Below are 21,096 nucleotides of genomic sequence, written 5' to 3'. Positions count from 1 at the left end.
TTCCGTTTATACACAAGCCGAATTTTTATGTTTTGTTTTTATCTTTTATATTTTAAAAGCCAAATTTAAAAATTTGGCGACTTTGCAAATGCACACAAACCTCTCATAAAGCCTATATTAGCTATGTTTTATATACATTGTTGGCAACTGGCTTTTCAGTTTAATTTGTTGCCATAGATGTTCAGTTTACTCCAAATTTCTTTAAATTGGGGAATGACATTGTCGTCAAAATCCGAGTCCGTGTTCAAGATTAGAATTCGTCCAAGTCCTGTTTCGGGATTGAAAAACATTCCCGCAACAACTCCTGGATCGCCACCACTATGTCCAATGGTTTTAAAATCATCTTCCATAAACCCTTTTGAAAAATCCAAGAATATTCCAAAATTAGCATTTGTCCCTTCTGGCATTTGGCTTTCGGATAGTTGGTTTTCAAACAACTTTTTGTAGCTTTCTTTACTTAAAAGTGTTCCTTTTCCAGCATATCCTTTTATAAATTCAGTTAGAAGTTTACTCAAATCACTACTCGTTGTTAAAAGTCCACCATCTGGATAAGAAAGTATAGAGTAATCTGCCAATACACTTTCGTAGTTGCCATATAATTTTGAAATCTTTGTAGAATCCACAGTCTTAATCGACCAACCAGAATTTCCCATTTCTAATGGGTTCAAAATATTTTCCTGTGTAAATTGGTCGTAAGGTGTTTTTGTTGCAGATTCTATTACTAAAGCACAAAGAGTAGCTCCAAGGTTTGAGTAACTGAACTTATCGCCGGGTTTTTCTTTAGAGAAGTTATCTGGAATATATAATTTTCCTTTATTTGTCAATAAACTTTCAAGAAAATTCGCAAGCGATGTTTTGGAATCTGGTGGTTTCATATATCCAAAAACACTTACACTTTTAGGATGGTCTTTTTTCTTGAGAATGTATGTATTTTCCCAAAAATTATCTGAATCCATTATTGTCGATGTATGAGTGGATAAATGTCTAATTGTGATAGGAATATTTGGATGTGATGGATTTACGACTTGAAAAGGCAGATACTTGTTTATTGGGTCATCAAGTTCGAGTTTCCCCATTTCTTGTGCCTTGAATAGCGAAAGTCCAATTAAGGTTTTTGAAATTGAAGCAATATTTTGAATCGTATGTTCTGTGAGTTCTTTTTGGGTTTCAACATTCGAATATCCAAATCCTTTATTGTACAGTATTCCTTTTTCAGTGACAATCGATGCTGAAAATCCTACAATATTTTTTTTGTCCTTGATTTTTTCTAATTCTGTAGTTAAAGAATCCTTTATAGCTGAATTTTCTTTCGTTGGGCTTGTTTTAGAATTTTCTTTTTGTTTGCACGAAAGAGCTAATGCAAAAATTAAAATCAAAGTTATGTAGTTTTTCATTTAGTTCGGTTTTTTTCAGCTTGTTGCCAACGGTTTTGTATATGGCTCGTAGCGTGTAAATTAGCTATTATTTTCGGATTACATACAAGCCAGATTTTTAAATTTTAATATTTATCTTTTTTACTGGAAATCGTCAAATTTAAAAATTTGGCGACTTCGCAAATATGCCTTAACTTCGTTTAGGCAACTAATTAGCTATGAGCTATATACGTTGTTACCTGCAGTGCTTTCATCGGTCATTACTATACTTTGGCTTTTAAAAAGAAATCATCTAATGCTTCCTTTAATTTTTTGTTTTGCATCGACAAAGCTTTATTTCTAATGTCATTTGGTTCAAAATACGATACTTTATATTTTGAAGCTGATTTAGATATATATTCTAGTTTTTCTAGAGCTTCATCTGTAAAACCACCAGTTGACCAAAATTCAAATTCAATATTTTTCTTATTCCAAGTTTCTTGTTTTTCAATCCATTTTTTAAATGCTGGAACTTTTTCGCCTAACCATTTATCTATAGTTTCAAGGTTTATCATTGACCGCTTTGCTTTGCATTCCGCTATAACAATCCTATCATTATAAATAGCTAAAACGTCCATTTCGTGGCGAGAATCATTTTCATAAATTTCACGACCTAAATCAATACTACTGTTACTATCTAGTGAATGAATATGTCCAACAACAAATTCGAAAAGTGCTCCTCTAATATTATTAGCTAAACCTTCATTATATTTTTTTAATTCTTTTATTAAATCTAGATATTTTTCAGGTGAAGATTTTAAACTAGCTCCAGCATTATTCAAAACACTAATTAATTCTTTAAGAGTTTCGGCATATTTTTGTCCAAATAGTTCTTTGATAAAGCCTACAGCAATTCCGTGATATTTTAAAGCAATTAATGCTTCTTTGCTTAAGTCATCTACTATTAGAAAAGGAATTATCCTTGAAGCATTATTAAAGCTTTGAATATGCTTTATTTTTTCAATAAAGAATGATACATCTTTTTCATTAATTGAAGTTCCAATTAAAATATCAGCTAATACAAATCCAGGTTTACTTCCCTGCATTAATCCAGTAATATTTGAAACACCTTTGAAAGCCCACCTGAATTTTCCGAATTCAGCATATTTTTCAGCCGTGTTGTATGAAATAAGACCTATATTTTTATTTAAAGTACCAAAGTCAGTAAGAATATTTTCTTTGATAGCCTCTATTGTTTTATAGGTTAACGAATTGAAGTTGGTTCTTTTTAGTTTAGGGGAAATGTAGTAGTACTCACTATTATAATTCAGGATATCAGATTTTATGAATTTTTGAATTATCTTTTTGAAAGGTAAATGTCCTTTTAATGCTATAATTGGATAGTTGGTATAGCATTCTAAATATTTTTGATTAATAATTCCTCCGTGAAGTTCTAAAGCATTTAAAGTGTACCAATATTTTTTTCCATTTTCGAACATTGCTTTATTCAAAGAATCAAACAAAAGCCCATCATCAATGTGTTTTTCTAAATAACACAAAGATAAATTACTAACAAAATACCCTTTGATTTTTAGTATTTTTTTATTTCTGGCAACTCTTTGACTAGCTGTGTTATAATTAATGTTTTCTGCCTTTTCTATAAAGCTTGATAATTCATTAGACATCAAAGGTCCTTTTTTATTTAATAACTTTTCCATTGATGTCATATCACACTATATATAAATAAACTCTTTAGAGTTTAGTGCCTAGTTAATTTTTTTCGAGTTAGCTCAATGTTTGCGTTGTTTTTTTATAAAAAGTTCATTAAAAAGCTGTCATATCAAAATTTGAAACTGTTTTTTGTGCATTGCAGGTAACGGTTACGGTTATCGCAAGTTGCGGGAGTAGGGACGTGGACTTGTCGGATTAACCAATTTCTTTCCTGGTTTCTAAAATTACACTTTTTCCACTAAACCCGTTATTTGCGATGAACCGATGTTGTGCACAGTTTAGTTATTTGGCCATCTACTTTGTCAATGTAAGCAGCATAATCTCCTAGTTCATTATTTTTGCGTAGATATTCTATTGCTTTTAGATCTTTGTTAATTTCATCGCAATCTTCGAGTTCTACATTTACCATTATTCTATTTAATCTAACAGTAAGTTTTTCTACATTATCACAATTCTGCTTAGTCAGACTATAATCCATAATTTCTAATGCTCTTGCATAATCCATTTGATTATAATAGGTTAAACCAAGATTTGTTGCAGCCATAATACTTGAAGAATCGGAAAATTTTAAGGATCGGTTGAAATATATTATTGCAGTATTATATATACCTCGGTTATAATATGTTAATCCAATATTGTTTAAAATAATAGGATTATTTGGTGCTTCTAATAAAGCTTTCTTCAGCACAATTTCTGCTTCTTGATATTTTTCCTTTAAACCTAAATCGACACCCTTAGAATTAAATACATGTGCCTTACTACCTTCTTTGAATCCATATTTAGTATCTTCCTTTGATGTAATTATATTATTTCCAACTTTTTTATAGTTCTCACCAGAAATATTATCCTTCTTGTTTGAAAACTCACAACTTATAAGGAAAGGAATTAAGAATATTAAGATTTTATATTTCATCTAAAAATTTGCTTCTAAATTGTGCACAACGGTTACGGTTATCGCAAGTTGCGGGAGTAGGGACGCGGACTTGTCGGATTAACTATTTTCTTTCCTGGTTTCTAAATTTACACTTTTTCGACTAAACCCGTTATTTGCGATGAACCGATGTTGTAGCCAGTTTTAATGTGCCTAACATTCATTATAGTTAGAATTAAAAGTACTGGAATTATTCCTACGTCAAATGATTGATAATTAGTAATCCAAATTAAAATACTTATGACGAGAAACGTAATCAATATATAAGCTATAAACTTCTTTAATTGCTCATTATTTTTAATTGGAATATAAAGTAGGTATAATGGATTTGCCCATAAAATGTTCAAATTATTCTTTACTTCTGGATGTTCTGAAAATATCCACATTAGTAGTAATATTAATCCAATAGTACCTATACATAAACTAAAAATTGTTTCAAATGGCTTATAGAACTTGAAAAGATAAATTATTAGTAAAATTGAAAATATTACAATTGGTGAAGTCCATTTATACAATTCACTTCCTTCTTTAGATTTCACGTTGTTCAAAGATTTTCTTGATTTTTCTAGCTTATGACCATTTATTGTAGAATTATTAATTTCTTGTTCTAAATACTTGGGAAGAAACATACTTTGAAATTTATTGCTTTTTTCATCTAATGATTTTCCTAACATCAAATTGGTTCCGAACCGAATCCACGGTTTTGTTATCAGATGAGAATTTATTAAATCTCTGTTGCTTTTTTCTAAGTTCGCTTTGGGAAATTTCACTCCATTTTCTATCAATAGATCACGAATTTCAGTAGAACAATTTTTTTCTATAAAAGAGTATGTGTAATATCTGTTTTCAGGTCTGTAAAGGAAGTTTAGTTTTTCTATTAATTCATTTTTTTGTTGCTTTTGAAGCTTTAATTTTTGTTCTGATACTTTTCTATTCTCATTTGAATAAATTTTGATGAAATTGTCGGTTTCTTGAATGCCTAATTGATATTTTAACCGACCAGTAACAAATTTTAAAGTAAAGTTTGGTGTATCAAAGTCAAACATTCCAAAATTGTATACAATATCTTTATCGTTATCTACAATTCTAATTGCTGAATGTCCAAAAATGGAATAAACTTCTTCGCCAGGAGAACAAGTCAAAATACTAATTTCAGGAGCATTTTGTGAAAAGCAAAATTGAGTTATTAAAAATATAAATATGATTATTTTCCTCAAATTTTCTCGTTTTAAAATTGGCTACAACGGTCTCGGTTATCGCCAGTTGGCGGAGTAGGGGACGCGGATTTGTCGGCTTAATATTAGTTTGTTGGTCAAGATAATTATTTTCTTTCTAACGGTTCCGCTTATTGGCGATTAACCGTTGTTGGCGACTGGCGTTTAGTTATTTTGCCATCAATTCCTCTAATTTTAAAGTAAGATCTTTAAAACTATTGTTATTGTTTGAAGCATTTAAGTAACGATCTATTATTCTACCCTCTTTATCAATTAAAATATAAGCAGGAATTGGTTGTATATCATATTTTTCGCTTAGCGAACCTTCTTTTCTAATATTTTCCATTCCAATATAAACGTGATTCCAGTTCTGTGTCTCATGTTTAATCACGCTCTTTTTCCACTGTTCTTTATTTTGATCAAATGAAACGCCTAATATTTCGAAATCCTTGTCTTTAAATTTTTTGGAAAGAACTTTTAATTCTGGAAGTTGTTTTACACAAGGTATGCACCAACCAGCCCAAAAGTCAATAAGTAAATATTTGCCGCTAAATTTTTCCATACTCAAATTATTCCCTTTTAAATCAGTCAAATTGAAATCTGGAGCCTTATCACTACTTACAATTTTCGCGCTATTTAATAGTTCTTTGATTTGTTGGCCATACACTGAATTTCTATTTTTTTCTGACATCTTATTAAAATATTGTCTAAGAACATCTTGATCTAACTGCCTCATATAAAAACTTACATAGTATGGATTTAGAACGGAAGAAGGATTTCTTGAAGCATAATTCAATTCCAAATTTTTAATTTCTTCAAATTTTTGCATTATAACATCTCTTTCTGCGTTTGCTTTCGAGAGACTGTCAGCTTGAGAAACGAATTTTAAAGATTTTTTATTAATATTTTCAAATTCTAATTGCGTAGGAGAATTAACTACTTTCAAATTTTTGAAATTATCCTCTCGTAATGTGAGTTTCACAGTTTTTGGCTCTAGGAAGAAATATCCTAAATTTGGATCTTCCATACTATTATCTTCAGTATTCCCAATTATAAAAACACGTTGCGTTCCTTTAATTTTTCCATATGCAGTAAACTTACCATCTTGAATTTTTAAAGTATCTCTAACGTATTCACCTTCTTGGTTTATATATTGAAGAAATATACTATCAGTCTTAGTCCCTTCAAAATCACCATTAATTTTGAATTCCTGAGAGTTACTAAGAAATGTAATTGATAAAAAAATAAAAATTAGACTCGTTCTCATATGATGATTTTTAAGTGAATATTAATTTTAAGCTTGTCGCCAACGGTCCCGGTTATCGCCAGTTGGCGGAGTAAGGGACGCGGATTTGTCGGCTTAGTATTGGTTTGTTGGTCAAGTTAATTATTTTCTTTCTAACGCTACCGTCTATTGGCGATGAACCGTTGTTGTGCATAGTTTTGTTAATGCTCTTTGTAATTTAAGTCTTGTAACCGAATTTTTATTTCCTTATCAATTTTAGCTTTTGTAGTATAAAAGGCTAGAACATTTAAAGATTTTGGAAGTGGTTGCTTTATAAAATTATCAAAATCAATATTGGTTTTATAAATTCTTAAATTTTCAAGACATTTTAGATTTATTAGACCAGATAATCTTATAAAAGATTTGCAGTTTATCAATTTGAAGTCTTTCAAATATTCGAAAGGTCTATTAAAATGAAGTTCCTTTAATTTAATTTGGTCTTCAATTAATAAACTTTTGAGTTTTTTAAACTTCGAAATATTTTCAAAACTACTTAATCCTCTTACTCTTATGATTTCTAATTCTTCAATATTATTTTCTTCTATCTCCTTCAAGTTTTCTCGTCCACCTAATATGATTTTTAAGGTTTTTAAGTTTGTCAGAGAATTAATGAAATCTAACTTAACCTTAGAAATAGAGTTCAAGCTTAAATAGGTTAGATTACTTAAGTATTTTACTTTGTCAATATTCTTAGTGTGACCTGAAATAATTAAAAACTTTAACCTTTTATAATCTTGTAAATATTCTAGATTAAACGCTTTTGTTTTAGTATCTCCAATAATTAGGTCGGTTAAATTTTTAAAGTTTTTAGAATCTAGTATTTCTGTTTCTTCAAGTTCATAAATACCCAAACTTAAACTTTCGAGGTTTTTTAGATTTGAAACTTGATTGAGATTTTTGACTTTTATTATGCAATCAATATATAGTGATTTTACGTTCGGTATATTTTTAAGTATATCACAATCAAAAGTTTTTGAATAATGACCATAAAATCGAATGCTGAAGTTTTTATCATATTTCGAACATAATTTATTGAGAGTGCTGAGTAGCTTCCTAGAATAAACTTCATCGGAAAACTGAATAAAGACGTGATTACCTTCTTTTAATTGACTTTCAATTAATTTATGATCAATATTTTTCGGATTATCTATTCTTCTCTGCATTTTCATCAAAATTATGCACAACGGTCCCGGCTATCGCAAGTTGCGGGAGTAAGGACGCGGATTTGTCGGATTAGTTGTTTTAATAATTGATCTCTAAAATAGCGATTTTCAGTAAACTGCCCGTTATTTGCGATGAGCCGTTGTTGGCACCTGTATTAATAGTTGAAACTTGTTATTTCCCAATTACCATCTTTTGGTTTAATCAGTTCTACTTGAACGTTCATTTCTTTTTTTTCTCCAATAACCTTTATGTCATAGGTTGCTATTCCTTCACCATTTTTTATACTAACATTTCCAGTCGGCATCCAACCGTAATCTATAATTTCTCCAACTGTTTGATTTATTTCTTTGTTATTTTCTATCTCCGAAATAGCTAATTTATAAGCATTTGAAGTTTTTAAACTTGAAGCTACAAATGAGAGAATAAATACAAAGAATATTATTCCTAAACCTATAATAGATATTATTCTAGGAAGTTTTTTAGACTTGTTTGGATTTTTATAAACTAAAGTTTTAGCAATTTGATCTCCAAGTCTCTGTTTGTTCTTATTAAATACAATAACTATAAATTCTAATGGCCAGATTATTAGAGTTATATTTCTAATAAAGAGATTTACTAAAGAAGGAGATTCATTTGAGGAATTTTCTTTTCTAACTGTAATACCCATTATCCATTTACCGAAACTAGTTCCGTTAATTGAATCTTTTCCAAAATAAAATATTATGCCAATTGGAATACTTAATATTAATAGAAGAGTTGGAAAACCACCTTCTTTTTCTATAAAATCTGGTCCTAAAATCAGGAAAATAATACTTACTAAAAGAAATGTAATCAGATAATAATCAATTAAAAGAGCTACTAATCTTCTTTTTCGGCTTGCTAAATTTATTTGCATTCTTGGTTATTAATATTGGTGCCAACGGTTACGGTTATCGCAAGTTGCGGGAGTAGAAACGCGGACTTGTCGGCTTAGTAATAATTTAGTTCTTGGTTTCTAAAATTACACTTTTTCTGTAATACCCGTTATTTGCGATGAACCGATGTTGGCTGCAGTTAAATATTATCAATTCCAATTTTAAAAGCATTATCTATTTCATCTTTAAACGGTGTAATGAAATTATATGCGATATGAAAATCATCTAATTTGCTTTCAAATTCACCTTTGTAAAGGGTAATTCCTCTTAGTGTAAGTAAATACTCTTTAAAACTATTATCAGGATTAGTACTGTAATCTTCAACTCCTAAAACCTCAAAATTTCTATTTTTGAATTCACCATATTGCAATCCTCCACCAACTCCCTTTATATCAGGATTATTTACTATTGATCTAAGAATCTTTAACGGTATTAGCTTTTTATCACTTTTAAACATCTTTTCCGCCTCTATTTTCCCAGAACCGGAAAAATCAATTGAACCTTCATCTATCAATATTTCAATAATTTCGGGAGTATAAGGTGAATTAGATAAGTCTAAGTAATATTTAAAAACTTTAATTTTATTTTGTTTAGGGCAATATCCGCCTAAAATTAATTCACAAACACCACCTTTTTGAAGAACTTTAGTTAGATCGGCAGTAGTCTTCTTATAAATTTTGAATACTAGATTTGCTATTTTATCCATTGAGATATCAGACCAAGTTGGAGCATACTGAAGGTTTTGTAAAATTTCATTAATCGATTCTTTTATTAAATAAGCGTTCACTGCACTGCCAATAACAGCAAGACCTATTGTATGATCATAATCTAAAGTCTTTGTTTTTTTATTAGAATCCGTAGGAGAATAAATTTTTACAGGAACTGAGAATATTTTAATTCCAAAATCAATATGACCTTGGTTTCCAAATGATATTCTGGAATCCGATGCAAATGATATTTTCTTATTTTTCTTTTGTGCAATTACTAGAGTCATAGTTTTTTAATTGCTGCCAACGGTTACGGTTATCGCAAGTTGCGGGAGTAGGCACGCGGACTTGTCGGCTTAACCTATTTCTTTCTTGGTTTCTAAAATTACACTTTTTCCACAATACCCGTTATTTGCGATGAACCGATGTTGGCAAATGACTTCTATCTCAAATAATCTTTTTGAAAACTATCTGAATAATACCCAGCTTCTCTTTCTAAAAAATTTGCATAATAGTATTTTGAACGATTCATCTCTATAATGTATGATAGTTGTAATGGTATATAACGAAAATCATAATGGATATATTTATTTATTTCACTGAATAGATTTCCTTTAGAATTAATTTTATTTAGTGGTTTATCTAAAAAGGCTTCAAATTGAGAGAAATCATTACTTTGATAAAGATGTATTATTTCATGAGATAAAGTGCCAAAATTATCTTTATTAGGTTCATATAAAACTATATTTCCTGGAAGTGCAATTCCTACTGAATTTGTTTCAACAAATCTATTTGTGTCACTCGAAAATATAAATTCACCTGTTTTTATAGTTTTTTCTAACTCAAATCTTGTTTGAGAAGCAATACCGATTGTATACACAAACGCAATTGGCATAACTTTATATCTAACTTTGAATTGATTTTCTAAATCAAATTCAATTCTGCTAAAACCTATATTAATATGCCATTTTTTCCAAAAATCTCTATTTAAAGCCGCATTTTCTTTTATAGAAATACCACCTGCATTTATTAATTTAGCAACCCAAAAAAATCTCCAATCTTCTTCTCTTTGAGCAAATCTTATAATTCTTTTACTTTCAAACGTGATATAACCACCTAAAGCTCCTTGTGAAGACCCTTTAATTAAAATTTCACCAATTTTTTGATCAGCCTTTTTATTTATTAATGCACCGATAGCTCCAATTACAGCACCAATACTTATGTTATAGAAAAATTCTTTTGAATCGGATGTTTTGTTTGCTTGAGAATAACTTATTTGGTTAAAAAATAAAATTAATAGAATTAGGAGGTATTTAAATTTCATTAAAAAAATCTCATTTGAAGTTTTTTGCCAACGTCTCCGTATATGAAACGTAGCGTATAAATAAACGCTAACTTTTCGGATTATACACGAGCCGAATTTTTAAATTTTTCTTTTTATCTTTATTTTACTAAAAGCCAAATTTAAAAATTTGGCGGCATAGCAAATAAGCAAAAACCTCTCGGGAAGCCAATAATAGCTATGTTTTATATACATTGTTGGCAACTGGCTTTTCTCAATATGCTAATTCCCAAACTCTTTCTAATGATTGAAATATTATTGGCATTTCCCCTTCGAATTGTTCTTGTGTAATATTTTCTCCGACAAATTTAGCCAATTGTCTTTTCCTTTTTCCTGTAAAGGATTTATTACCTGCTGGATTTACTGCGTCCAATTCAGCCTGCGTCTTTCTCCAATTTCCATAAACTTCGTCAGGTTGATTTGGATAATATTGTTCTAAATCACGATTAGGTATTTGAAAAAATTGATTGTTTGCGTTTAATTTCGGATTTCTTTGAAGAAAATCATTTACTCCTCCTTGTGTTTGTTCGCTTGGTAAATCAATCAAAATTATTTGTTTGTCACTATAAATACTTGAATTTAAAGGTGTAAATGCTTTTTCTATTGCATTTATTGTTCTTTCTGCTTGGTCAATATCTCCGTTTGCTTTAATTATCTGAATTTTTGGTCTGTTGGAATAAAATCTTCTAATTACTCGTGTTAAAAATTCAAATTCACTTAATCCTTCGACGATAAGGAAATTTCTTGGTAATAATAAGTCAGAAGGACTGCCTCCTAAAAGTTCAAACACTATATATGGTTTTGTGAAATCATCTGCGGATTCCATTTCAGTTTCCCCTTCGTTTTTCTCGGCTTTAAAAATTTTTTGATTAGGATAATTGTCTGCAACAAAAACAGATGAATGCGTATTTATAAATACTTGGTCTGTCGATTCTGAAAGTTCATATAATACGTTCTTTAAGTTTCTTTGAGCTGTTGGATGTAGATGTAATTCAGCTTCATCAATGAAGAATAAAAAGGACTTTCCTTGGTCTTCATTTTCTTTTCTAAATTCTGCATAGGTTTGGATAATTGCAAGCATTAAAGCTCTTTGCATTCCATCTCCTTTTTCTTCTGCGGTTGTTTCTATTCCATCATCAATGGTGGTTTCGAAGTTTTTTAATAAGTCATCAAATACTGGTGCAGTAACCTCAAAGTTTACCTTTGAAGTATCTGGGAATTGTTTTTGAAGATTGACTTTTACTTTTCCACCGACTAAATCAAATTGAGTCTTAATTTCCGAATCTTCTCCCTCAAATAATTCAGTAAATTTTTGTTGAAAGTCTTGATATTGCTCGTTCGATTCGAGAATTGCAGATAAAACACCAGAAAGCATAATTCCAATTGGTGTGGTTTTGGTATATTTTGCAACAGAATCATAATACTGTTTTGTATTTATATACTCAAACTTTGGTAAAAAATCGTTTAACGCTGGGTCAAAACCTGTTCCTGGATTTACTTCTTCTCCATTAACGAAAACTTTACGTTTTTTTACATTTTCACTTGAACGAGAAATAGTTACAGTATCGGATTCTCCTAATACATTCAAGATTTTAGTTTTATTGGCTTCATTTCGCATTTTTTCTGCGCCATCTTGCGCACCCGAAAATTCTATTTCTACCAAAATTTCTAAATCCGATTGTCTTTTAAATTTTAAATCGTTAGAAAGTCCACCTCGACCAACTCCATTAAAGAAAAATTCAATTGCTTCAAAAAAGTTAGTCTTTCCGCAATTGTTTTGTCCAACAACGATATTAAAATTATCCGTTGTAAATTCAGTGGATTTAATTGACCTGAAATTCTCAATTTTTATTTTGGATATTTTCATTCGTTCGGTTTTTTTTCAGCTTGTTGCCAACATGTTATATCCGGGGCAATATACCTATTTAATCAGAAATATTTCGGGATAAACGCATGTTTTCATCCTTTTTATCAGAATTTGATAATGCTTTTAAACTAACATCTAACGGACTCGTAATCTTCATCAACTCCTTTTGAGTCACATGAGTATAGATCATTGTAGTTTCTGGTTTCGAGTGGCCTAATAAACTCTGTATATGCCTTAGGTCTATGCCGTTTTCTAACATATGGGTGGCGTAAGAATGGCGCAGTGTATGAGGCGTTACTTTCTTTTTAATATTAGCCAGCTTACAAGCATGATGCAAAGCCGCTCTTATACTAGACGAACTATAAGGACCGCCCTGCGGACTCTCTATAAAATAGTTTTGCGGCCGGTAGGTGCCCAAATAATTTAGAAGCAATGGAATAAAACTTTCTGCCATAATCACTACCCGGTCTTTTCGGCCTTTCCCTGAACGTATCGAAATTTGTCTGCGGTCTATGTCCATATCTTTTTGCTTCAAACTAATGGCTTCTCCAACCCTAAGGCCAGAGGAATACAATAAAGCAAAAATTGCCCGGTGTTTTAAATTTCGCGTGGCTCTTAAAAGGTCTATCACTTCTTCTTTGGAAAGTACTACCGGCAAATATTTGCTTTTTCGTGGACTCTTAATTTGTTCAGCTTCTAATTCTGGAAAGCGATGTAAAGTAGCAAAATGTTTTAATGCGCTTACACATTGGCGGTGTGTGCTAACTGCGTAATTCTTTCCGGCAATTTCTTTTTCAATAAAAAGTTCAATGCTACGGTTGGTTATAGCATCTAAGTTTTCTTTTTGAAATTCTATAAATCGCTGTACAAAAGTAGTATAGGTTTTTAAGGTGCTTTTGCTAAAACGATGGCCTATTAAATAGTTTTTAAACTCCTGTAAAATTTCAATTTGATGCTGGTTTAAATCTGAATTTTGTATTTGAGAGCTTTCTAGCGCCCCTGTCTTAAGATTTTGTAATGCCGAATAATCTATAATAGCTCCTATTTTTCTTAAAATATGATAAATACGCTTTTTATTGTTGTAGGAATATGGCAAATAGAAACAAGAATAGGTACGAGACCAGCGCATTCCCTCCATATTTTTAATGAATTCATTGAGTTCAAAATCAAATTTATAAGTGATTCCAATCTGTAATTCTTCACGGTGGTGAAACGGAAAAAGCCTAATAGTTCTCATAAGTCTATTTTAAACAAATAAGAGACTAAATTAGTTGGGTGAAAACCCTAAAAATATTACCTACTAGAAAAAACTTAGCTAAAAAGGTCTTTATGCTCCACAAAGTAAGCTTCCATTTGTTCCATAGCATCATTGAGAAATTTCATGACTTCAGGCCATTGATTGCGATTATGGATGCTTACATTATCTAGCTGAACATAAACTCGTGAAATGATTTTTCCTTCCGGAAGTTCATATTCTTCCTCGTAAATGGCTTCAGGTAAATATTCAGAAGCCAGGATATTTTTTAAGGAAAGCAGTTTTTCAAAATAATAAGCGCGAATCAGGGGATCTTCATCTAAAACATCTATAGAAACCTGGGCGAATTTGCGGTTAAAAGTAAATTTTAACTGAAGCTCCTTTATTCCGGTATCATAAAGCATCCATTTTCTGCGGAAAACGATACCGAAGCTGGTCCAGAACTGTTGTCTTAATTTCTTGCTTTCAGCTTTGCTAAACATATTATACCAATTTAATTTTGTACAGCCGCACAGAAACCGAAGTTGCTTTTTTGTTCTATGAGCAAGGAAATAGAGCGGAAAATGAACGAGTTTGAATGCGGCATTACATTGTTAATTTGGTATTAAATAAAATAAGCCAGTAAAATGCCACCAACAATTACCGCCAGTTTAGAAATATTGAATTTATGGTTCTTTGAGGCTTCAAAAAGAATAGTGGTAGAAACGTGGAGAAAAATACCAATCACTAAGGCATTGATGTAAATTGAAATCTCCTGCAGTAAACTGAATTGCGATTTAAAAAAGCTTCCCAATGGCGTCATTAAAGCAAAGATTGTTAGAAACAAACCGACTTTAATTCTACTCAAATTAGAATGAATTAGAAAAACCGAGAGTATAGTAGCCACCGGAATTTTATGAATTACTACTCCGTGTAAAATATGATCGCCTTCATCCATAGGGAAACCTTCCAGGAAAGCATGTATACTTAAACTTACCAGTAGTAAGAGGGGAAATTTATCCATTCCTTCTTGTTGATGCAAATGCCCGTGTTCCACTCCTTTTGAAACAAATTCCAGGATAATTTGTAATAATAAGCCCAACATAATAAAAATGCCCACCTCGTTAGTGCCGTTTAAATAAACTTCGGGTAACAATTCAAAGATCGTAACCGCCAAAAGATAAGCACCACTAAAACTAAGCAGTAATTTAAACCCGGTAGAGGAGGAGGGTTTTAAAAAAGTAGCAATAAGATAGCCGGCAAATACAGAAAGAAGGGGTAAAATATAGATCATTATTTACTTGAGAAATATTATTAGAAAACCTAAGTCGTAAAAGCTTTTAGAATATTTCAGCATCTAAACCCGGCAATACCTTTATTCAGCAAAATTACCCTATTTTTGTGGACTGTAAAAAACCGATATGGAAAATAATTTTAAAATGATCGCTAAGACCATGTATGGTTTTGAGCCAGTTTTGGCTAAAGAACTCACGGCACTTGGCGCGATGGATGTAAAAGAAGGAACCAGGAATGTAAGTTTTGTGGGCGATACCGGCTTTATGTATAAAGCTAATCTTTGCTTAAGAACCGCTATTAAGATCCTGAAACCTTACCAGAGTTTTAAAATATTTTCTGAAGAAGATCTTTACAAACAAATCTACGATCTTCCCTGGGAGAATTTTATGGATGTTAACGATACCCTGGCCATTGATGCCACGGTACATTCTGAAACATTCACCCATTCCCAATATATTTCCCTTAAAACCAAAGATGCGATTGTGGACCGGTTTCGGGATAAATTTGATAAGAGACCGAATGTAGATCTCGATTTTCCTACATTGAGAATTAATATTCATATAGAAAAGAATTTCTGTAATGTTTCTTTTGATTCCTCTGGGCAATCTTTACACAAGCGTGGTTATAAAACCGCGACCAATATTGCGCCTATAAACGAGGTTTTAGCTGCAGGAATGTTGCTGCTTTCCGGCTGGGACGGGCAGTGTGATTTTATGGATCCTATGTGCGGAAGTGGTACTATTTTAGTTGAAGCCGCGATGATTGCCTGTAATATCCCTCCCAATTTAAACCGAAAGGAATTCGCTTTTGAACGTTGGAAAGATTGGGATGAAGATTTATTTGAAAAAATAGAAGCTTCTGTGCTGAAGAAAATGCGGGAATTTCACTTTAAGATGAAAGGTTACGACACGTCGCCATCTGCAGTGCATAAAGCCATAGATAATATTGAAAATGCTAATCTATCTGAATTTATTAAAGTAGAAAGACAGGATTTCTTTGCTTCTGAAAAAGAAGGAGAACGGCATTTACACATGTTATTTAATCCGCCTTATGGAGAACGCCTGGAAATTGATATGCCAAAATTCTATAAAGAGATAGGAGATACGCTGAAGCAGGCTTATCCCGGGACTGATGCCTGGTTTATAACTTCTAACCTTGAAGCTTTAAAACACGTTGGCCTAAGACCTTCCCGAAAGATAAAACTCTACAATGGTGCTTTAGAATCTAAATTGGTAAAATACCAGATCTACCAGGGCTCAAAAAAGGCGAAGTTCCAGGATTAGAATTCGGGAATCGGGATTTGTTGATTCGTTGCTATGATGAGGAGATTGCTTCAGCTGCGAAAAAGCAGCTTCGCAATGCCGGCTGGTCTGCTTGCGTCATCCGAGCGGCACCTTAGCACGGCAACCTCCCTCCGTCTTTGCGAGGAGCACAGCGACGCTGCAATCTATGGTTGGTTTGCGATTTGTCGTCGATTCGGGTTTTATTCCTTAGTTGTTTGATAAGAAAGATTGCTTCAGTCGTACCTCTTTCGCAATGACCTTGCCTCAAGAGGATTCGCCATTGGTGGAACAATACGATGGGAGGAGCATTGCGGCGTGGCAATCTGTGGTTAGTTTTCGATTTGTCGATTCAAGTTTGTAAAACCTGTAATTGCAGTTTAATTTTTAATTCCCCTATTTCTTATAAAAAGGAATCAGGTAACTAAGCGTGTATCCATAACCTACACCAATATTACTATCATCATAGGTTCGGTTGAAACCGGGAATAGCCAGGTTGTCAAAATTATCTGGAGCAGATTGGAATAACCTGCGCTTAAGCTGAACATTAACCGACAGGTATAAATTATTCAGTAATTCAACTTTTATTCCGGCTACTAATTCAACCCAACTGGCCGTTAAGCCCGAATATTCAATATTATCTGTCCTAATATCAGGTTCAAAGAAAGGGTTAGTGGTATAGATTTGATATTCTTCAATTTCCTGGGTAAAAGTGGCAAAACCATAACGGGCACCTACAAAAATAAGATTCTGCATTCCCGTCCAGTTTTCATAGGCATTATAATCGGCGCCCAGTTTTATATAGCTTCCGCGAGAAGTAATGCTTATATTATCTTCTTTATAACCCATACTCTCATTACCAAGTTCTGCAGCCGCATAATAATTTTTATAAACCCTATAATCTCCCAGGATCTCAAACCCAGAATAATCATCCTCAAAAGCGGTTCTTGCCAGTTTACTAAGATCTGTGCCTACCCGTAAACCAAATTTCTCACGCGCAGCCAAACTATCCTGTTCTGTGGTTTCCTGGCTTAATAGAGGAGTAGCCAAAAACAGAAAAGCAAGACTAAAAAAATATGCTAATATGTGCTTGTGTTTCATCTTCAATATTTGGTTCTTCAATAATATAAGAATCAATCCATTGGTCGTCTTCACCGCCTTCAATGGTTAACTTTAAACTGTTATATATTACTTTATAGGCACAGGCACGGTTTACGTATATCTCTTCACTACCGTAAGTAAAGGTTAAATTGTCGGTATTTGGAGTGAATTCCTGGTCTTCTTCTTCACTATCTGAATCGAAAATAGTGAAAGTGTAGGAAGTGGCATTTTGATTGGTCCTTAGTGGAATCGCAATACTATCCTGATTTATTCGTTGATATAATGTTTTAGTTGAATCGCTTACCGTAGACCTAATACTTAAATTGGTTGGCCGGGCCGGGTTATCTCGTTCTTCGGCATCATAGAATCGCACAACCAGCATAGGTGTGGTTTGCGTGGCCTCAGGGCAAATATCGTCCCTCTGGCAGCCTAAAAAAAGCATAAAAAGCCCGCTGATAAAAAAGAGGTTTTTAAGATATTTTGTATTCATCTATTTTCTTTCTAAACAAACAACATTTTCTACGTGGTGCGTTTGCGGAAACATATCTACCGGTTGCACTTTGGTTACTTTATAATATTCGTCTAACATAGAGAGATCGCGAGCCTGGGTAGCCGAGTTGCAACTCACGTAAACAATACGTTGTGGCAATATACCAATTATTTGAGCAATTACATCTTTATGCATCCCATCACGAGGGGGATCGGTAATTATAATATCCGGCTGACCGTGAGTAGTGATAAATGATTCAGAAAAAACCTTTTTCATATCGCCTACAAAAAACTCGGCGTTTTCAACCTGGTTGCGTTCAGCATTCTCTTTAGCGTCTATAATAGCTTCGGGAACAACTTCAACTCCAATCACTTTTTTTGCTTTTTTGGCAACAAATTGGGCGATGGTTCCTGTTCCTGTGTATAGATCGTAAACAATTTCGTCTCCTTTAAGATCGGCGAAATCTCTTGTTATTTTATATAATTCGTAAGCCTGGGCAGAGTTGGTTTGGTAAAAAGACTTGGCGTTTATTTTAAACTGAAGTCCTTCCATTTGCTCAAAAATATGATCGCGGCCTTTATAGCAAATTACATCCTGGTCATAAAGGGTGTCATTTCCTTTTTCGTTGATCACGTATTGTAGTGAAGTTATCTCAGGAAACATTTCTGCTACAGCATTTAATAATAATTCCCGCTTTTCTGTGTCTTCATGAAAAAACTGGATTAAAACCATGAGTTCTCCGGTAGAGGAAGTCCTAATCATTAGGGTTCTTAATAAACCTTCCTGTTTTCGGGCATTAAAAAAGCTAAGGTCGTTATCTGTAGCGAATTCTTTTACAAAATTCCTTATGGCATTGCTGGGATCTTCCTGCAGGTGACATTTTTTGATGTCTAGAATTTTGTCCCACATTCCGGGAATATGAAATCCAAGGGCATTTTTATCATCAAAGTCTTCCCCACTGTTTATTTCATCCAGGGTTAGCCAGCGGCTATCACTAAATGAGAACTCCATTTTATTGCGGTAAAAATAGATTTCCTTACTGCCTAAGATTGGGGTAACTTCAGGTAATTCAACTTTTCCTACCCGAATAAGATTATTTAAAACTTCATTCTGTTTGTATTCCAGTTGATACTCGTAACCCATGTTTTGCCATTTGCAACCTCCGCAGGTTCCAAAATGCTGGCAAACAGGCTCTACACGCTTATCTGAATATTGATGAAAATTTATGGCAGTTCCCTGGTAGTAAGATTTTCTCTTTTTCGTGGTTTTAATATCGGCAATATCACCGGGCACAACATTATCTATAAAGATTACACGACCATCTGGAGACTTGCCAATTCCTTTGCCTTTTCCGCCGGCATCAGTTACCTCAACAGCGTCAAATACCTTGTTTTTATTCCTTCTTCCCATAGCGCAAAAATAGGATAATTGTGAAGATTTATTCCCCGAGTTGCTTAAAATTTCGGCAAACATTTAGTAATTTGCGAAATCTTGAATTTTGGATGATTTCTCTCCCTTGCTACTTAGATTTTTAAAGATTTAGGAGCAAAAGAAGGAATTTTGAAAATTAACAGTTAAAAATTAAATGAATGCCATTAGCAGAAATTAAATCCTCAGAAGAAGCTATTAACCTGGAAGATAAACATGGAGCACATAACTACCATCCACTTCCCGCTGTATTAAGTAAAGGGGAAGGAGTTCATGTTTGGGATGTAGAAGGAAAGAAATATTACGATTTCCTTTCTGCTTATTCCGCGGTAAACCAGGGTCATTGTCATCCTAAAATTGTAAATGCTATGTATGAGCAAGCCTCAAAATTAGCACTTACCTCAAGGGCTTTCCATAACGACGTTCTTGGTGCTTATGAAAAATATGCCACAGATTATTTTAAGTTCGATAAACTTTTGCCAATGAACACAGGGGCAGAAGCTGTGGAAACCGCTATAAAGATTGCAAGAAAATGGGCTTACGAAAAGAAAGGAGTTAAAGAGAAAGATGCTCAAATTATTGTTTGTGAAAATAACTTCCACGGAAGAACAACCACAATAATCTCGTTCTCTAACGATGAAGGTGCTCGTAAGAACTTTGGTCCTTATACGCCAGGATTTATAAAAGTAGCTTATGACGATCCTGAAGCTCTAGAAAAAGCAATTACAGAAAACGACAATATAGCCGGCTTTTTAGTAGAACCTATTCAGGGTGAAGCAGGGGTTTATACACCTGCTAACGATTATATGAAAAAGGCTAAAGAAATTTGTAATAAGCATAACGTGCTTTTTATGGCCGATGAGATCCAGACAGGGATAGCCAGAACCGGTTCTTTACTGGCCGTTTGTGGAAATTGTACTTGCGAAGGCCACTGTGAGCGCCAGGAGACTTATACCAGACCAGATATTCTGATCTTAGGAAAAGCACTTTCTGGAGGAAATTATCCTGTTTCTGCGGTATTGGCAGATGATGAGGTAATGAATGTAATTCAACCCGGGCAACACGGTTCTACCTTTGGAGGGAATCCTGTAGCCGCTGCAACAGCAGTAGCTGCATTAGATGTGGTAAAAGATGAAAAGCTAGCCCTAAATGCTCGTAAACTCGGAAATCTTTTTAGAAGATTGATGGACGACTTTATCAAAGATTCTAATATTGTAGAATTGGTAAGAGGTCGCGGATTGTTAAATGCAATTGTTATTAATGATTCTGAAGATAGCTCTACAGCCTGGGATATTTGTATGGCTTTAAAAGAAAACGGACTTTTAGCAAAACCAACCCACGGTAATATTATTCGTTTTGCGCCACCATTGGTGATGAACGAAGAACAGCTTAGAGATTGTGTAGATATTATTACTTCTACTTTAAAGCAATTTGAGAAGTAATTTTCTCGAAAATACATAAGGAAAGAGACTGTCTGAAAAGTCTATTCTCGTCAAGCTGAACTTGTTTCAGCTTCTAACATGTTTTTAATTACCAACACGATAGATCTTGAAATAAATTCAAGATGACGGTTTTAAAACCTTTTCGGACAACCTCTTTTGTTTTGAAAAAACAGGTTATTTGAAAGCTCCTAATTTCGTCAAGCTTAACCTGGCCGTCCTTTAAGGCGGGCTTGTTTCGGCTTCTAATACTAATTAACGAATTAGATTCTGAAATAAATTCAGGATGACCATAAAAAAACCGGCTAAAAAGGCCGGCTT

18 protein-coding genes are annotated in these 21,096 nt (G+C 33.1%); 2 read left to right on the top strand and 16 right to left on the bottom strand.

The window, feature by feature from the left end:
- Nucleotides 1-155 precede the first annotated feature (155 nt).
- From B5X51_RS02280 to B5X51_RS02220, 13 genes are all read right to left on the bottom strand, one after another.
- A complete protein-coding gene (locus tag B5X51_RS02280; RefSeq protein ID WP_079719239.1) occupies nucleotides 156-1,394 on the bottom strand; it encodes a serine hydrolase domain-containing protein in 1,239 nt (412 codons plus the stop codon).
- A 242-nt stretch (nucleotides 1,395-1,636) separates the two neighbouring features.
- Nucleotides 1,637-3,070 (bottom strand): hypothetical protein, encoded by a 1,434-nt coding sequence (locus tag B5X51_RS02275; RefSeq protein WP_079719238.1) that lies wholly within the window; start codon nucleotides 3,068-3,070, stop codon nucleotides 1,637-1,639.
- Nucleotides 3,071-3,330: 260 nt separating this feature from the next.
- Nucleotides 3,331-3,996, bottom strand: a complete 666-nt coding sequence (locus tag B5X51_RS02270; protein WP_079719237.1) for a tetratricopeptide repeat protein — start codon at nucleotides 3,994-3,996, stop codon at nucleotides 3,331-3,333.
- A gap of 107 nt (nucleotides 3,997-4,103) precedes the next feature.
- Entirely contained in the window at nucleotides 4,104-5,231 is a 1,128-nt protein-coding gene (locus B5X51_RS02265) for a lipoprotein N-acyltransferase Lnb domain-containing protein (protein ID WP_176132714.1), read from the bottom strand.
- A gap of 166 nt (nucleotides 5,232-5,397) precedes the next feature.
- A complete protein-coding gene (locus B5X51_RS02260; RefSeq protein ID WP_079719235.1) occupies nucleotides 5,398-6,495 on the bottom strand; it encodes a TlpA disulfide reductase family protein in 1,098 nt (365 codons plus the stop codon).
- Nucleotides 6,496-6,674: 179 nt separating this feature from the next.
- Nucleotides 6,675-7,676 (bottom strand): hypothetical protein, encoded by a 1,002-nt coding sequence (locus tag B5X51_RS02255; RefSeq protein WP_139374819.1) that lies wholly within the window; start codon nucleotides 7,674-7,676, stop codon nucleotides 6,675-6,677.
- Nucleotides 7,677-7,831: 155 nt separating this feature from the next.
- Entirely contained in the window at nucleotides 7,832-8,572 is a 741-nt protein-coding gene (locus B5X51_RS02250) for an RDD family protein (protein WP_079719233.1), read from the bottom strand.
- 158 nt (nucleotides 8,573-8,730) lie between these two features.
- Entirely contained in the window at nucleotides 8,731-9,585 is an 855-nt protein-coding gene (locus tag B5X51_RS02245) for a hypothetical protein (protein WP_079719232.1), read from the bottom strand.
- Between the two features lie 155 nt (nucleotides 9,586-9,740).
- Complete coding sequence (locus B5X51_RS02240) at nucleotides 9,741-10,622, bottom strand: hypothetical protein (RefSeq protein ID WP_079719231.1); 882 nt, start codon at nucleotides 10,620-10,622, stop codon at nucleotides 9,741-9,743.
- Nucleotides 10,623-10,854: 232 nt separating this feature from the next.
- Nucleotides 10,855-12,507 carry an ATP-dependent nuclease gene (locus B5X51_RS02235; protein WP_079719230.1) on the bottom strand — a complete coding sequence of 551 codons (1,653 nt, stop codon included), beginning with the start codon at nucleotides 12,505-12,507 and terminating at the stop codon, nucleotides 10,855-10,857.
- Nucleotides 12,508-12,565: 58 nt separating this feature from the next.
- A complete protein-coding gene (gene xerA, locus B5X51_RS02230; protein ID WP_079719229.1) occupies nucleotides 12,566-13,744 on the bottom strand; it encodes a site-specific tyrosine recombinase/integron integrase in 1,179 nt (392 codons plus the stop codon).
- A gap of 74 nt (nucleotides 13,745-13,818) precedes the next feature.
- Nucleotides 13,819-14,244, bottom strand: a complete 426-nt coding sequence (locus tag B5X51_RS02225) for a DUF4268 domain-containing protein (RefSeq protein ID WP_079719228.1) — start codon at nucleotides 14,242-14,244, stop codon at nucleotides 13,819-13,821.
- A gap of 122 nt (nucleotides 14,245-14,366) precedes the next feature.
- Nucleotides 14,367-15,035 carry a ZIP family metal transporter gene (locus B5X51_RS02220; RefSeq protein WP_079719227.1) on the bottom strand — a complete coding sequence of 223 codons (669 nt, stop codon included), beginning with the start codon at nucleotides 15,033-15,035 and terminating at the stop codon, nucleotides 14,367-14,369.
- Between the two features lie 127 nt (nucleotides 15,036-15,162).
- Between B5X51_RS02220 and B5X51_RS02215 the strand changes: the two genes are divergently transcribed.
- Nucleotides 15,163-16,320, top strand: a complete 1,158-nt coding sequence (locus B5X51_RS02215) for a THUMP domain-containing class I SAM-dependent RNA methyltransferase (protein WP_079719226.1) — start codon at nucleotides 15,163-15,165, stop codon at nucleotides 16,318-16,320.
- A 393-nt stretch (nucleotides 16,321-16,713) separates the two neighbouring features.
- Here B5X51_RS02215 and B5X51_RS02210 read toward each other — a convergent pair whose 3' ends face one another.
- From B5X51_RS02210 to rlmD, 3 genes are read right to left on the bottom strand one after another with little or no spacing between them, the layout of a single operon-like run.
- On the bottom strand, nucleotides 16,714-17,418 hold the full coding sequence (locus B5X51_RS02210) for a DUF6048 family protein (protein ID WP_079719225.1): 705 nt from the start codon (nucleotides 17,416-17,418) through the stop codon (nucleotides 16,714-16,716).
- A complete protein-coding gene (locus tag B5X51_RS02205) occupies nucleotides 17,384-17,908 on the bottom strand; it encodes a DUF6452 family protein (RefSeq protein WP_079719224.1) in 525 nt (174 codons plus the stop codon). The genes B5X51_RS02210 and B5X51_RS02205 overlap by 35 nt, the downstream gene beginning before the upstream one ends.
- Nucleotides 17,909-19,318 (bottom strand): 23S rRNA (uracil(1939)-C(5))-methyltransferase RlmD, encoded by a 1,410-nt coding sequence (rlmD, locus tag B5X51_RS02200; protein WP_079719664.1) that lies wholly within the window; start codon nucleotides 19,316-19,318, stop codon nucleotides 17,909-17,911.
- A gap of 179 nt (nucleotides 19,319-19,497) precedes the next feature.
- Between rlmD and rocD the strand changes: the two genes are divergently transcribed.
- Nucleotides 19,498-20,778 carry an ornithine--oxo-acid transaminase gene (gene rocD, locus B5X51_RS02195; protein WP_079719223.1) on the top strand — a complete coding sequence of 427 codons (1,281 nt, stop codon included), beginning with the start codon at nucleotides 19,498-19,500 and terminating at the stop codon, nucleotides 20,776-20,778.
- Nucleotides 20,779-21,096: the final 318 nt, after the last annotated feature.

The sequence above is a fragment of the Salegentibacter holothuriorum genome (assembly GCF_900168045.1).
Classification (GTDB): Bacteria; Bacteroidota; Bacteroidia; order Flavobacteriales; family Flavobacteriaceae; genus Salegentibacter; species Salegentibacter holothuriorum.
Note: the sequence above shows the minus strand (reverse complement) of the source record. Positions and strands in the feature narration are given on the sequence as shown.

What these genes read in the sequence shown, in the direction of transcription:
- B5X51_RS02280 (WP_079719239.1), bottom strand. Translation starts at nt 1,394, where the DNA reads ATGAAAAACTACATAACTTTGATTTTAATTTTTGCATTAGCTCTTTCG.
- B5X51_RS02275 (WP_079719238.1), bottom strand. Translation starts at nt 3,070, where the DNA reads ATGGAAAAGTTATTAAATAAAAAAGGACCTTTGATGTCTAATGAATTA.
- B5X51_RS02270 (WP_079719237.1), bottom strand. Translation starts at nt 3,996, where the DNA reads ATGAAATATAAAATCTTAATATTCTTAATTCCTTTCCTTATAAGTTGT.
- B5X51_RS02260 (WP_079719235.1), bottom strand. Translation starts at nt 6,495, where the DNA reads ATGAGAACGAGTCTAATTTTTATTTTTTTATCAATTACATTTCTTAGT.
- B5X51_RS02255 (WP_139374819.1), bottom strand. Translation starts at nt 7,676, where the DNA reads ATGCAGAGAAGAATAGATAATCCGAAAAATATTGATCATAAATTAATT.
- B5X51_RS02250 (WP_079719233.1), bottom strand. Translation starts at nt 8,572, where the DNA reads ATGCAAATAAATTTAGCAAGCCGAAAAAGAAGATTAGTAGCTCTTTTA.
- B5X51_RS02245 (WP_079719232.1), bottom strand. Translation starts at nt 9,585, where the DNA reads ATGACTCTAGTAATTGCACAAAAGAAAAATAAGAAAATATCATTTGCA.
- B5X51_RS02240 (WP_079719231.1), bottom strand. Translation starts at nt 10,622, where the DNA reads ATGAAATTTAAATACCTCCTAATTCTATTAATTTTATTTTTTAACCAA.
- B5X51_RS02235 (WP_079719230.1), bottom strand. Translation starts at nt 12,507, where the DNA reads ATGAAAATATCCAAAATAAAAATTGAGAATTTCAGGTCAATTAAATCC.
- xerA (WP_079719229.1), bottom strand. Translation starts at nt 13,744, where the DNA reads ATGAGAACTATTAGGCTTTTTCCGTTTCACCACCGTGAAGAATTACAG.
- B5X51_RS02225 (WP_079719228.1), bottom strand. Translation starts at nt 14,244, where the DNA reads ATGTTTAGCAAAGCTGAAAGCAAGAAATTAAGACAACAGTTCTGGACC.
- B5X51_RS02220 (WP_079719227.1), bottom strand. Translation starts at nt 15,035, where the DNA reads ATGATCTATATTTTACCCCTTCTTTCTGTATTTGCCGGCTATCTTATT.
- B5X51_RS02215 (WP_079719226.1), top strand. Translation starts at nt 15,163, where the DNA reads ATGGAAAATAATTTTAAAATGATCGCTAAGACCATGTATGGTTTTGAG.
- B5X51_RS02210 (WP_079719225.1), bottom strand. Translation starts at nt 17,418, where the DNA reads ATGAAACACAAGCACATATTAGCATATTTTTTTAGTCTTGCTTTTCTG.
- B5X51_RS02205 (WP_079719224.1), bottom strand. Translation starts at nt 17,908, where the DNA reads ATGAATACAAAATATCTTAAAAACCTCTTTTTTATCAGCGGGCTTTTT.
- rlmD (WP_079719664.1), bottom strand. Translation starts at nt 19,318, where the DNA reads ATGGGAAGAAGGAATAAAAACAAGGTATTTGACGCTGTTGAGGTAACT.
- rocD (WP_079719223.1), top strand. Translation starts at nt 19,498, where the DNA reads ATGCCATTAGCAGAAATTAAATCCTCAGAAGAAGCTATTAACCTGGAA.